The 11,951-nt window shown below is 41.8% G+C and carries 13 protein-coding genes and 2 tRNA genes; 5 read left to right on the top strand and 10 right to left on the bottom strand.

The features are described from left to right. Nucleotides 1–62: 62 nt before the first annotated feature. Nucleotides 63–293 carry a hypothetical protein gene (locus GO493_RS01825; RefSeq protein WP_157304351.1) on the bottom strand — a complete coding sequence of 77 codons (231 nt, stop codon included), beginning with the start codon at nt 291–293 and terminating at the stop codon, nt 63–65. 377 nt (nt 294–670) lie between these two features. Between GO493_RS01825 and GO493_RS01820 the strand changes: the two genes are divergently transcribed. Together GO493_RS01820 and GO493_RS01815 are read left to right on the top strand one after the other, a co-directional pair. Beyond that, the gene (locus GO493_RS01820; protein WP_157304350.1) at nt 671–2,071 is read left to right on the top strand and encodes a DUF6055 domain-containing protein; all 1,401 of its coding nucleotides are present in this window, start codon (nt 671–673) and stop codon (nt 2,069–2,071) included. A gap of 170 nt (nt 2,072–2,241) precedes the next feature. After that, nucleotides 2,242–3,063, top strand: a complete 822-nt coding sequence (locus GO493_RS01815; protein ID WP_157304349.1) for an alpha/beta fold hydrolase — start codon at nt 2,242–2,244, stop codon at nt 3,061–3,063. A 54-nt stretch (nt 3,064–3,117) separates the two neighbouring features. On the opposite strand, the gene GO493_RS01810 is transcribed toward GO493_RS01815, so the two are convergent. The 6 genes from GO493_RS01810 to GO493_RS01785 form a co-directional block, all read right to left on the bottom strand. Then, nucleotides 3,118–3,669 (bottom strand): hypothetical protein, encoded by a 552-nt coding sequence (locus GO493_RS01810; RefSeq protein ID WP_157304348.1) that lies wholly within the window; start codon nt 3,667–3,669, stop codon nt 3,118–3,120. A 16-nt stretch (nt 3,670–3,685) separates the two neighbouring features. Further along, the gene (locus GO493_RS01805; protein WP_157304347.1) at nt 3,686–4,201 is read right to left on the bottom strand and encodes an ester cyclase; all 516 of its coding nucleotides are present in this window, start codon (nt 4,199–4,201) and stop codon (nt 3,686–3,688) included. 575 nt (nt 4,202–4,776) lie between these two features. Continuing rightward, nucleotides 4,777–4,938 carry a hypothetical protein gene (locus GO493_RS01800; RefSeq protein WP_157304346.1) on the bottom strand — a complete coding sequence of 54 codons (162 nt, stop codon included), beginning with the start codon at nt 4,936–4,938 and terminating at the stop codon, nt 4,777–4,779. A 12-nt stretch (nt 4,939–4,950) separates the two neighbouring features. Next, entirely contained in the window at nt 4,951–5,436 is a 486-nt protein-coding gene (locus GO493_RS01795; protein ID WP_157304345.1) for a ribonuclease H-like YkuK family protein, read from the bottom strand. 33 nt (nt 5,437–5,469) lie between these two features. Beyond that, nucleotides 5,470–5,542 (bottom strand) — tRNA-His (locus tag GO493_RS01790). 13 nt (nt 5,543–5,555) lie between these two features. Further along, nucleotides 5,556–5,628, bottom strand: a tRNA-Ile gene (locus GO493_RS01785). A 505-nt stretch (nt 5,629–6,133) separates the two neighbouring features. Here GO493_RS01785 and GO493_RS01780 point away from each other — a divergent pair. Further along, the gene (locus GO493_RS01780) at nt 6,134–6,382 is read left to right on the top strand and encodes a DNA polymerase beta superfamily protein (RefSeq protein WP_157304344.1); all 249 of its coding nucleotides are present in this window, start codon (nt 6,134–6,136) and stop codon (nt 6,380–6,382) included. A 141-nt stretch (nt 6,383–6,523) separates the two neighbouring features. Beyond that, nucleotides 6,524–7,222, top strand: a complete 699-nt coding sequence (locus tag GO493_RS01775) for a phytanoyl-CoA dioxygenase family protein (protein ID WP_157304343.1) — start codon at nt 6,524–6,526, stop codon at nt 7,220–7,222. Here the strand turns inward: GO493_RS01775 and GO493_RS01770 are convergent. From GO493_RS01770 to GO493_RS01760, 3 genes are all read right to left on the bottom strand, one after another. Continuing rightward, a complete protein-coding gene (locus tag GO493_RS01770; RefSeq protein ID WP_232538717.1) occupies nt 7,199–8,488 on the bottom strand; it encodes a DUF5690 family protein in 1,290 nt (429 codons plus the stop codon). The two genes, GO493_RS01775 and GO493_RS01770, sit on opposite strands and share 24 nt — an antisense overlap. Nucleotides 8,489–8,600: 112 nt before the next feature. Continuing rightward, the gene (locus GO493_RS01765; RefSeq protein ID WP_157304342.1) at nt 8,601–9,119 is read right to left on the bottom strand and encodes a hypothetical protein; all 519 of its coding nucleotides are present in this window, start codon (nt 9,117–9,119) and stop codon (nt 8,601–8,603) included. A 78-nt stretch (nt 9,120–9,197) separates the two neighbouring features. After that, nucleotides 9,198–10,304: a slipin family protein gene (locus GO493_RS01760; protein ID WP_157304341.1), complete on the bottom strand. Its 1,107-nt coding sequence runs from the start codon at nt 10,302–10,304 to the stop codon at nt 9,198–9,200. A 598-nt stretch (nt 10,305–10,902) separates the two neighbouring features. On the opposite strand from GO493_RS01760, the gene GO493_RS01755 reads away from it, so the two are divergent. Further along, complete coding sequence (locus GO493_RS01755; RefSeq protein WP_157304340.1) at nt 10,903–11,940, top strand: helix-turn-helix transcriptional regulator; 1,038 nt, start codon at nt 10,903–10,905, stop codon at nt 11,938–11,940. Nucleotides 11,941–11,951 lie beyond the last annotated feature (11 nt).

Raw genomic sequence — 11,951 nt, 5'->3', positions numbered from 1 at the left:
TGAAGAAGAATGATCATTATACTAAACAACAATATACCCCTTTAAGATCTTGCGGCGAAAATTCATTGAATAATAAACGGTGGGCTGTAATCTTTCATTGCTTCATCATCCAGTTGACTGATGGAATAACCAATATTATAGGAAAACCGGTATGTACCTTTTAAGAGTTTCTTCCTGTCATAAAGAGCTAGTTTGTTAAGATCGCATTTCAGCTTTTCTATTTTTGTCAGGCGTAATACTTCTATCCTTTTACTGGCAAAAGAGGGTTTGGAGATATCATTTGTAATCTCCATCCATCCCTTTTCCGTCAGTGTTTCTAAACCGGTTGAAAGGTATAAGGTATCGGCGTTCTGAGGCGTTATCTCAAAAGAAATGACTGCCTTAGGTGAGTACTGCTTTTTTAAATTATTAGTAGTTATTAAATGTTGTCCATATGCAAGCGCGTTTGTGAACAAGCAGCAAATAAATAAGAGTATCCTCATTAAGTATTATTTGAGTTCCAACTTAATAAAGTATTCTTGATTTTTCGAATTTTATGTAATTCATTACGATCCCTGTAAAAGATCAATATCCGGAGAGGCTTAGTTAAATACTATGAAACACTGAACACTAATGAGGACTATCTTAGTATGAGACGGAAATCCTAATATTCATTTAACCCGAACTCAAAATGACAAAGTTTATCCTATATCTGACCGTAGCAATCAGTGCTATTTCCTGTTCCTGTAATAAGGAGATCACTTCCAAACCATTAGAGAAAACCCTTTCGGGTAATATACTCCCTTTAGCAGCTGCCAAGAAAGTGTATATCCCGAGAGTTATCTGGAATATTCCGAACAATAATGACTACAATAACGATGCAAGCCTTTATAGTAATGTGAGAAGGGCTGAATCGGCAGATTTTGTAGCATTCTGGGCAAAGGATTTCGGGGCTACTCCAGCTGCCAATACAGATCCTAACAAGAGATTTGATATTAACAGGATACTCCAGGAGTGCGAAAGATTTTTTCAATACTATACTGATACCTTAAAGTTTGTTGAAAGAGGGCGATCTGTTTCTGATTCGCTAAAGGCGCTGATATATGTAACCAACTCCACCGATGGCACTGCTTACGGCGGCGGTGCAGAGAATAAAGTAGGAGTACTCTGGGTAACTCCTCCCCGTATTAATACAGAACCTTTTGGCGCTGTGGCTCATGAGCTGGGACATGTATTCCAGTATTATGTTCAGGCTGACGGCAGCTGGGGATATACCTCCTCTCCGCAGGGAAGTAATGGTCAGACTATATTTGAAATGACAGCTCAATATATGCTCTGGCAGGTATATCCTAACTGGATGACTTTTGAGAATTACCATCTGAAAGATTTTATGAAGTATACCAACTATGCTTTCCTTCATGAGATCAACCAATACCACTCCCCTTATGTACTGGAATATTGGTCTAATAAACGGGGAAAGGATTTCGTAGCAAAGCTCTGGAAAGGCGCTAAACGTGGAGAAGACCCGGTTGCGACTTATAAGAGGATTACTTTGGTAGATCAAACGACTTTCAATGACGAGATGTTTGATGCCTACAGAAGGTTTGTAACCTGGGATATGCCAAGAATAGAGACTGTGGCTAAACAATATGCCAATCAGCATACATCTAAACTGAACTTAGTTACTGACGGGTGGTACAGGATCAGTCCGGATGTGTGTCCGCAAAACTATGGCTATAATGCAATCAGGCTGGATGTGCCGGCTGTGGGTACCAATGTTAAACTGCAGTTCAAAGGGATTGCCGGTCAGCCGGGATTCAGGAGTATTAAAATTGATAAAGCCGGCTGGAGATATGGTTTCTTAGCCGTGAAGCAAGATGGTTCCCGTGTATATGGTAATACTTATCGCAATTCTACCGGAGAAGCAAATTTTACTGTGCCGGAAAATACTGCGTTCCTGTGGTTAGTAGTTAGCGGCGCTCCTGCTGAACATTGGGAACATTTAAATGATAATAACGACAGCAATGATGAACAATGGCCGTACGAGATCAAACTGGAAGGAACAACTATCAATAAAGCTTTTATAAAATAAGCTGAAAACCTGTGAGAATAAAAAGGTCTGCAAATGCAGGCCTTTTTTCGTTTTGCAGATAGGCCGTAAAAGATACAAGAGAAACGATAAAAGTGCATTCAACCTTTTCCCTGCTCAATATGTTAAAAGGGTACCTTTAAACCATTAAAATAACCAATAAAAAACGCAATATGAGCAAGATTACAGTAAAGGACGGTACAGAAATTTATTATAAAGACTGGGGAACAGGACAGCCCATCGTTTTTCATCACGGCTGGCCTTTATCAGGTGATGATTGGGATACACAAATGATGTTTTTTCTGAATAAAGGATTCAGGGTAATTGCACATGACAGAAGAGGTCATGGAAGATCTTCCCAGGTAGCACATGGTCATGACATGGACACCTATGCTGCAGATGTAGCTGAGCTTGTAAAGGCGCTTGATTTAAAAGATGCGATACATGTTGGACATTCAACCGGTGGTGGTGAAGTGATCCGCTATGTGGCAAAGCATGGCGCCGGCAGAGTAGCAAAAGCTGTATTGATAAGTGCAGTTACCCCGATCATGGTGAAAAATGACAATAACCCCGACGGTATTCCCCTGTCTGTATTCGATGAGATACGTGAAGGCACTGCAACGAAGCGTCCACAGTATTTCCAGGATTTTACCATACCATTTTATGGCTATAATCGTGAAGGCGCACAAGTATCGCAGGGAGTAAGGGATAATTGGTGGCGTCAGGGTATGATGGGTGGAATAAAAGCTCATTATGATTGCATCAAGGTATTCTCAGAAACAGATTTCACAGAAGACCTTAAAAGTGTAGATGTACCTGTGCTTGTTATGCATGGTGAAGATGACCAGATCGTTCCATACCAGCTTACAGCTGTAAAGGCTGTAAAGCTTTTAAAGAATGGAAAGCTCATTTCATATCCTGGCTTTCCTCATGGAATGCCAACTACCGAAGCTGCAAGAATAAATGCTGATCTGTTGGATTTTATTAAATCCTGATAAGAGTTTAAAAGGCAATCTGAAATGATTGCCTTTTTCGTATTCGCCAGGAGGCTACTTGCCACGTCTGCCAGTACATAATTGAATATATCGTTCCTGTATCCTGCTGCTCCTGGCTTCTGTATTTGCAAGAAAGGGTTCCAGTATCATTATTGCGTTTTCAAGATCTTTAAGATTCTCGTAAGCGTAAGAACACAGAATGGCTGCGTTAATTTCAAACTGGAAATACTCTTTCATGTCAAATATATACTTAAAATAGTGAGGCCTTTCGTGCTGATAAAAATCAATCACTTTTTTGAAGAAGACATTGGCTTCTGCTTCTTTCCCTTGTTGCTTCAGGCCGTTAGCCTTGCGGGATAAGATGATCAGCCTGTAAGGGACTGTTAGTGGGAAATCATATTGCAGATAAGTAAAGATCCCTGTCTCTATGATTGTTGTATCAAGTTTAGAGTTTACGATCTTTACAGTATCTCCATATCTGATCAGTGTATCATGCTGGTGATATAAGGTTTCCAGTAAATCATAATCTGCAAATTCTTCAACATCATTGTTGTAATTGCAGGAGGAGACTATAACTGATAATAGAATAAGATATGTGGTCTTCATTAATAATAGTTAGATTTTAAATTATTGATCTGTCTTTCCCGGGATATCTCCCTCTCTTCTTTCCTTTTGGCGGTATTCGTATTGCTGCAGATCCTGTGGTCTTTATCAAGCTATACCAATCCTCCAGGTGATAGGTAAATGAGATCTTCCCATTCTCAATAGTATGGAGCTCTTCCAGGATGATACTTGTTTTAAGCCCTGTAGGCGCTAATCCCATGAAATCGTTCTCCTGAGTGAACAACATTTTAGCATGTACTTTTGCGCGTCCTTTATAATCATACATGCCTAATATTGAGACCTGGGCATCAGGAAAAGAGAAGATGAACTGCCTGATAATATTTTTAAATCCGTCAGGACCGGCCCGTTGTCCGGGGAAAAGAGGAGTGTTTTCCCAATGAGGATTGACGACCTGGTCAAGCAGATCCGGATCGTGATTGGTGATAGTTCTGTAGAATGTTGTAATGACCTGCCGTTGGGCTTTGGAAAGAGGTGGCTGCGTACTAAGGTCTATTCTTTTGGATTTACAGCGCATAGGTACGTTAAGACAAAAGGGATCACAGGGATACATTACGTTTGTAATGTATCCTTATCTGTTCACCCGATAAAAGTAGGAGGTACAATATGAACAGGGCTAATGCTGTTCTATGTAGGCGTTTGCATCAATTGCCTGGTTGGGTAAACTACGATTAAATAAAAAGCGTATTCCCAACCATCTTTGATACACCGGGCCATATCTGTATAGTAAATACCGGATGGCATGTTGTTCTATCAGAACAGTACTACGAAGCGATAAGAAATTGGGTAAAAAGAATGATTGAAGAAATGAAGAATGGCACAATTGATAGAATTGCTGATAAGCAGATAATTTGGGTTGCACAATCAGAAAAGTTTATAGGTACAAACGAAATGAGTGGAATTGAGCTGTATGATTTTGTTAGCTACGCTGATGTCAGGGTAATGCAGAATTGATTGAGATATAGAAAGGGAACTACTGATTATGTGATGTATTATAAGAGGATTGAGAGAGAGGCTCTTCAGAAGTGAAGAGCCCGTTTAACACAAACACATATTACTCAGAAAAAATTATCTCAGTGTAGCTTTATTGATCTAACCGGAAAGGGCTATTGCAGGCAATTCCCTTGTTGTTGTCATTATCGTCTCATACTCTTTGTCAACAAGACTTATACCCCAGGAAGTTCTTGTTGTGTGACATGCATATAGTGTAATGCCTGGACATATTCCTGCATGATCAAAAGTTTTTCTCATCATAACATTTATATTTTAATGAACAATTTTATTGGCGCAGGAAGTGCTGGCAAAAGCATGAGGTTTGGCTCTGAAAGTGAAGCCCATTCCCATGATATAACCCATTGCCTCCTTTAAAGCATCGTTGCTTTTGAAGTTTGGATTAGTGTTGATATCTGCATGTACTTCCATGTGTACATTATACCTGGAGAAAATATGACATAGCGGGTAAGCAACTTCAATACTCTTTCCTACTTCAACAAGCATCCTTTCTTTGACGCTCATCTTGCGGGTAGTACTGTCGTTGAGTATGTACATGAATCCTCCTTTGCCTTTCCGGATGAATACTATTACAGTGGCAAATTCAGTGACCCGGCCTTTCACCTGGCTGTCTGTACCTATGCACACACTTACTGTGTGGCCCATTTCATATTCAAGAGATAATGTTCTGTTGATCTCTTCTTCAATAGGAGTGTTGATTGTCTTGCCATTCAACCGTCTCCACCGTTTAACATGTTCCATTGCTATGTCATTTTTTATACGAGGTTTTTGTATGGGTGTCAGGGGGATTCGAACCCTCATGTCCCGGTTCACAGCCGGGACGTTTTGCCATTAAACTACTGACACCGTTTATGTTCAGGTTGGTCTGGTAGGATTTGAACCCACAACCCGCTGCGTATAAGGCAGAAGCTCTGACCGTTGAGCTACAGACCAATGTGGGAACGGCATAGGGATAATAAAAAACCCGGCCGTGATGAACGACCGGGTTTATATTGCGTGAACATAATTTTATTACGTCAGTATATAATCGGGTCGTAGCTGAAAGGGGGGTATGACATTTATATGCAGTATGGCATAACGTATCCCTATGAGTGATATGACATCACTCATTGCAATGGGTTTTATGTTTGTAAAATATAGCTGCATAATGATAATTTTATAAAAGAAAAAAGCCCCGCAATCTCTTGCAGGGCTTGTGTTATATCGAATTCGTTTTTACAACTCAGTTCGTAGCATAACCTGCCCCGCAATCACGTATTATTCCTCCGCATATTATTCGGAAGGATATAATGAGTGTTGAACTATGTAGTGGTTTGCGTTGCATGTTATCGTAATAATTTTGCTGATGCAAAGATGAAGTTATTTTTTTGATTCGAACAAATAATTTAAAACTTTTTTCTAAAATTTTATACTTTGCTGAGTAGGAACCTTATACATTATGAATGAAATAATAGCAGGGAAGCTGCTGGAAATAGAAAGAGATAAAAACGTCAGAATCCTTTATGCGTGCGAGTCGGGGAGCAGGGCCCGGGGTTTTGCATCGCCGGATAGCGACTATGATGTACGCTTTATCTATGCGCAACAATCCAATGAGTATTTAAGTATACGCGAACGTAAAGACGTAATTGAACTGCCCGTAAATGAAGTGCTTGATATAAGCGGATGGGATATGATAAGGCGGGTTTGAATATGATGATCTGCTGAAAATGGTAGAAGAAAAACTTGCCAGGATTGAGGAGCTTTATAAAAATGCTGATCTGCCTGATGAACCAGATATGACACAGGCAGAAAGGGTGTTAGTTGAAATACGGGAGAAATTTTATTGCGCATGATACCTGAACTGGAAATAAACGGATTTGCTGTAGTCGAGAATGTATTTACTTCTGCGGAAGTAGAACAACTGATAGCAATCATAGGGCAGGCTAATAAAGAGAAAGATACTTTCCGCCATTCGGAAGATCTGTTTGCCATCAGGCAGTTCCTGAAGGAAGTGCCGACTACAATTCCGCTGGTGTTTACTGACAAGCTGAATGCCTGTCTGCAGCAATTATTTGGAGAAGGATACTTTCCTGTGAAATCTATCTATTTCGATAAGCCCGGCGCTTCCAACTGGTTTGTGTCTTATCATCAGGACTTAACTATTTCTGTAAATCAGAAAGCAGATGTTGCTGGTTATGGCCCATGGACAGTGAAACAGCAGCAATATGCAGTACGGCCACCGTTGGATTTGCTGGAGAAGAATTTTACAATCCGCATTCACCTGGACGATACAGATGAGCACAATGGCGCATTAAGGGTTGTACCTGGTTCTCACAGAAAAGGGATTTATCGGCCTGAAACAATAGATTGGAATACGGAAAAAGAAGTTACCTGCAATGTGGGCAAAGGAGGTATTATGATCATGCGCCCTTTGTTACTGCATGCGTCCAGCCGTACCACCAATAACCGGCAGAGAAGAGTGATACATATTGAGTTCAGCAATCAACAGTTGCCTGCGCCGCTATTATGGTCTGAGGCTTTGTCTTAAGAACGAGCGGTATTTCCTGATAAAATATATCATACAGATACAGGTGCCGATGATGCCGGCCATGCCAGTGGTCAGTACCACCTGTATGTAGAATTGCAGCCAGTTGGCCTGTACCTGGAACAGGGATTTGGTGAGTAATACGCCTACACTACCCAGGTAGCCGAATGAGTCTGCAATGTAGATGAGAAAGCCAACATTGCCGGCAAAGCGGAAGGTGGCAATAAACCTGTCAAAGAGAATACTGTTGAAGGGAATATATACAAGGAACAACCCCAATCCTACCAACACCATCCAGTTATACAGGGAACATGCCTGTTGCAGGTAAATGATGGTTGTCAGCAGAGCGATAATAAACCCTATTAGCATGATCACCTGTGTGATAAGGAATGCTTTGAAGTTATTACGCAGAAACATCATAGAGGCAATCAGTATAAGAATAATAACGGAGATAGTGGCTTCTGTCTGCGCAAATACACCGGCTTCAAAATGTTCGCCGGAGGCGCGCCACATATCGGCCATAAAGCTGTCTCTTATTTCACGGAGGATGGTGACAAGAATGTAGATGATAACTAATAGTACAATACCGGGAAGAAAACGGGACAGTAGTTCAAGACGTTTTTCTGCCGGCATGGGCAGACGGTGCATGCGTTCTGCTTCGTCTTCTTCGTTAGGCGGCGGTATTCTTTCCAGCAGGTAAATGAATAAGAGCAAAGGCGGCATGAAAATGGCGCCAACGGCAAATGGCATCCAGTATTCGCTGATATGCCAGCTTTCCATTACCCATTGGGCAGTGGATTTAGCCAGGCCGGAAGCAAAGATAAAACTGACTGCCAGTGCAGCACTGATCAGATCTGTTGTTCTCCTTCCCTCTACATAGGAAAAGACCACGCCCCATAGCATACCGAGGGGAAAGCCATTCAGGAAAAGGCACCAGCAGTTATAAGGAGGAGGGAACAGGGCAAAGAATAACCAGGATAACCATGCAATGCTTACCAGTATAATAATCAGTTTCCACCGCCCTATCCGCTTCATTTCAGAGATGAACCGGATACCGTAAAATTTGCTGGTCATATACCCCATCACCTGGGTGATAACCAGGGCTATTTTATAATTGATACCTAGCAGGATATGCCCTTCATATGAGGCTACATTAAATGCTTTGCGGAATGCAAAGATGCAGGTATAGGCGGCAAAGCTGGCGAATGCGGCAAAAAGGGCAACAAAGACCTGTTGCAGGGAAAAGCGGGAAGTTGCTATATGCTCCAAAGGTTCTGGTTGATAGTACACTCTAAAATAACGATAAATTTGAAGCAACCCGTTACTGATAGCATGTCAATTGGAGCTTTTTATGCAGGAGTGATGCCAGACTGATATATATTCAGTTACGTTCCCGGAATACCCTTCTGCTTTCGATAGTTATCTGTTTCCGGAACGACGAAGGAAAGGCGTCAGTGCCGGAAATGATACTTCCATTGATGGAAACCAGGTATTTGTAAGGAGGCTTTTTATGCGTATCAAATGCAAATGTAAGTATGGGGTAGGCCGGGTTTTTACCCGGGATCAATTGCTTGCATTTGGGCGGCAGTTCCTGGAAAGAAGCGGCAGTATCCATACAGATGCCGTTGTTGGCGGAAGCTGTTAGCAGAGGAGATGAAATATCTACAGCCAGATCACTGATCTGCGCTGTATCCTGTATATTTTCAAAGTTGAGGTATACCTTGAGTTCCCGGTCATTTTCTATGGCAAATTCGGGTTTGATGGAAAGACTGTTCCCCACATCGATATAAGCTGCCTGACGGTCATAGATAACAATTGTATCCAGTTTGTAGGACAGCAGAAGATAGCAGCTTGCAATTGCCGCCAGAAAAATAAATCCGGTAATGCTGTATTTAAGCATAAATAAAAATAACGCCGGATACCCGGTAGGAAAATCCCTGAAAACCGGGGTTTTATTAAAAAAAGAAAGGGTGAGAAATCACCCTTTCTTCACAGGTACGAAGATCTGCTTCAGCTGGCCGACTATATCGCCCGCGCCATTCACAGAAATATTACTGATCTTATCTGCTATCTTTTCCACATATTCCATCTCTTTCAGCTTGAACAACATCTCGTTTTCTTCCATTAGTTTGGCTGTATTCAACAGGCTACGTGTGCTGGCGGTTTCTTCCCTACGCATGATAATATTGGCCTGAGCTTTCTTTTCGGCCATAAGCACCTGGTTCAGGATCTCCTTCATATCGCCAGGGAGGATCACATCACGGATACCGCAATCCAGCAAGGCTACTCCCAGGGACTGTGTTTTTTCTTTTACAGCAGACATCACCTGTGTGGAAAGCGTTTCCCGTTTATCCAGCAGTTCGTCCAGCGTATAACCAGCTACCTGCTCACGCAGTGCCAGCTGCAGAAGAGTATACAACTGCTTTTCATAATCCTTGTTCTCAACAGTTTTGAAGATATCTGCTATCTTATACTGTATAGAACAGTTCAGGCGGATATTGGCCTTATCTTTTGTAAGGATCTCCTGACCGTTTATTTCCATCTGTAGTTGTCTTATATCTGCAGTGGTTACAGTCATTGTAGTTGTATTTCTCCAGAAGTGGTAAATACCAGGTTCCAGTATGCGGTCAAATTTTCCATCTATATACAGCAGCCCTTTTTCGTAAGCACCTACATTGAACATTCTCACATAAGACTGCAGTTCATTTCTTGCAAGATGGGCTTTGTTTACAGGCTCGGTGATCTCGTATTTACCAAGATCGGCTATGATGGTAGTATATTCCCTGATCCCTTTCCAGAAAGCATGTTTACCAGGAGTCAGCACTGTTTTGAAAAGACGGTTCTCAAACAGTAATGCCAGTTGGTTTTCCAGTACGTCTATAACCTCCAGCGCATCGGCCAGGTCTTTATCCTGCAGCAGGATATCCAGGTCTACAGTTGGAACAAATGGTTTTGTCATATCGTAATGGATAAGCGTATTGAACGCTTTGATCCAGTATGTGCCCTCGTTCAGCATTTTAACGTAGCGATTGTTTCTGAATACCAGTGCTTTATGGTATGCTTCAACTCTTATTCTTTGTATCATATATCTATTGTTTAAGGGTTTAATTAAGAAGAAAACAATATAAGGGCATTCCATTCGTTTCCGGCGGAATTGACTTGAGCGGTTGTTGGCGGAACTTTGCCAGGTAATATCTCCCACAGGCTAACACGGCATGGCGCCGAAGGATGAAGAGAGATGCACCTGGATCAGCAACGCTTTCAAAAGCGGTATCTGCCTTTTCAGGCCGTAACAGATTTTCCCGGGAAACCTTTTGCTTCCCTCGGGGATGCGCTTATACTGTTTTCAAAGCAGTGAAGTGTTTATGGCCACTCCAGGCCGGATAAATGGATTTTGAGTCCATGTGTTGCTAATCTATTGCTCTACCACTGAGCCATCTTGTTAAAAGAGCAGGATTCGAACCTGCGACCCATAGATCCTTACGCACAGTCCTGAAACTTACGACGGCAGCATATTATGACGCAGCGCGCTAATACTACGGGGTGTTATGAAACCCCTCGTCCGGTCCGTCAGTAAGCTTTTCGTACTGTATCATTCATAATGACAATACAAAGCTGCGAAGCAAGTGCGCAGTTTTTTTGCGCACTTAATTTTTTTTCCTACTTTTTGAAAAAAAGAGGAAATGCCTGTTAATAAGAATGCCCTGATACGCTACAAAACTATTGATGCATGCTTACGTAACCGTAGACGTAAGTGGACGCTGGAAGATATTATAGACGCGGTATCAGATGCATTGTATGAAATGGAAGGGATTGACAAAGGCATCAGCAGGCGGTCTATACAGGCAGATATACAACTGATGCGGAGTGATAAGCTGGGATATAACGCACCTATTATGGTAGTGGAGAAAAAATACTATACGTATGAGGACCCCACATACAGTATCACTAATATTCCGCTGAATGATCAGGACCTGAACAGGATGAATGAAGCTGTGGAAGTATTGAAACAATTTAAGGGATTCTCTCATTTCAGCAGTCTGAATGAGGTGGTACAGAAACTGGAGGACCATGTATATGCCGCGGCCCATAATACACAGTCGGTGATAGATTTTGAAAAGAATGAGCGGCTGAAAGGATTGGAACATCTTGATACCATCTACCAGTCAGTAGTACAGCAGAAGCCTGTTACGCTTATTTACCGTTCGTTCAGGGCAAAAGCAGAGAGTGAATTTGTATTTCATGTATGGTGGCTGAAAGAGTTCAAGAACCGCTGGTTTGCGGTAGGGGTAAAGGGAAAAGATACGACAATACTGAACCTGGCGCTGGACAGGATATCTACAGTGGCAATAACAGAAGGTGTATTGTATATTGAGAATGATGACCTCTCTCCTGCTGAATATTACAAGCATGTGATAGGGGTGACTGTTTCCAGGAATTCACGTCCTTCAAATGTCAGGTTATTTGTCACAAATGAACATGCTCCCTATATTCTGACCAAACCAATGCATCATTCACAGACATTGGTAGAGGAAAAGGAGGATGGTGTTATCATCAACCTGAAAGTGCAGCTGAATTTTGAACTGGAAAGGGAGATACTTGGATATAGTGATGGGATGATCGTTCTCTCTCCTGAAGGACTGAGAGGGAGGATCAGTAAAAAGCTGAAGCAAGGCGTCTTCAATTATACAAATGAAACTGAGGCAGAAGAGGCCTCATGATCAGATCAGTA

This window comes from Chitinophaga tropicalis (genome assembly GCF_009758205.1).
Taxonomy (GTDB): Bacteria; Bacteroidota; Bacteroidia; order Chitinophagales; family Chitinophagaceae; genus Chitinophaga; species Chitinophaga tropicalis.
This window is presented reverse-complemented; position numbering and strand designations above follow the sequence as displayed.

Bases quoted from the DNA above. Each gene is read 5' to 3' on its own strand.
- GO493_RS01825 (WP_157304351.1), bottom strand. From the start codon at position 293: ATGGAGATTACAAATGATATCTCCAAACCCTCTTTTGCCAGTAAAAGG.
- GO493_RS01820 (WP_157304350.1), top strand. From the start codon at position 671: ATGACAAAGTTTATCCTATATCTGACCGTAGCAATCAGTGCTATTTCC.
- GO493_RS01815 (WP_157304349.1), top strand. From the start codon at position 2,242: ATGAGCAAGATTACAGTAAAGGACGGTACAGAAATTTATTATAAAGAC.
- GO493_RS01810 (WP_157304348.1), bottom strand. From the start codon at position 3,669: ATGAAGACCACATATCTTATTCTATTATCAGTTATAGTCTCCTCCTGC.
- GO493_RS01805 (WP_157304347.1), bottom strand. From the start codon at position 4,201: ATGCGCTGTAAATCCAAAAGAATAGACCTTAGTACGCAGCCACCTCTT.
- GO493_RS01800 (WP_157304346.1), bottom strand. From the start codon at position 4,938: ATGATGAGAAAAACTTTTGATCATGCAGGAATATGTCCAGGCATTACA.
- GO493_RS01795 (WP_157304345.1), bottom strand. From the start codon at position 5,436: ATGGAACATGTTAAACGGTGGAGACGGTTGAATGGCAAGACAATCAAC.
- GO493_RS01780 (WP_157304344.1), top strand. From the start codon at position 6,134: ATGAATGAAATAATAGCAGGGAAGCTGCTGGAAATAGAAAGAGATAAA.
- GO493_RS01775 (WP_157304343.1), top strand. From the start codon at position 6,524: ATGATACCTGAACTGGAAATAAACGGATTTGCTGTAGTCGAGAATGTA.
- GO493_RS01765 (WP_157304342.1), bottom strand. From the start codon at position 9,119: ATGCTTAAATACAGCATTACCGGATTTATTTTTCTGGCGGCAATTGCA.
- GO493_RS01760 (WP_157304341.1), bottom strand. From the start codon at position 10,304: ATGATACAAAGAATAAGAGTTGAAGCATACCATAAAGCACTGGTATTC.
- GO493_RS01755 (WP_157304340.1), top strand. From the start codon at position 10,903: ATGCCTGTTAATAAGAATGCCCTGATACGCTACAAAACTATTGATGCA.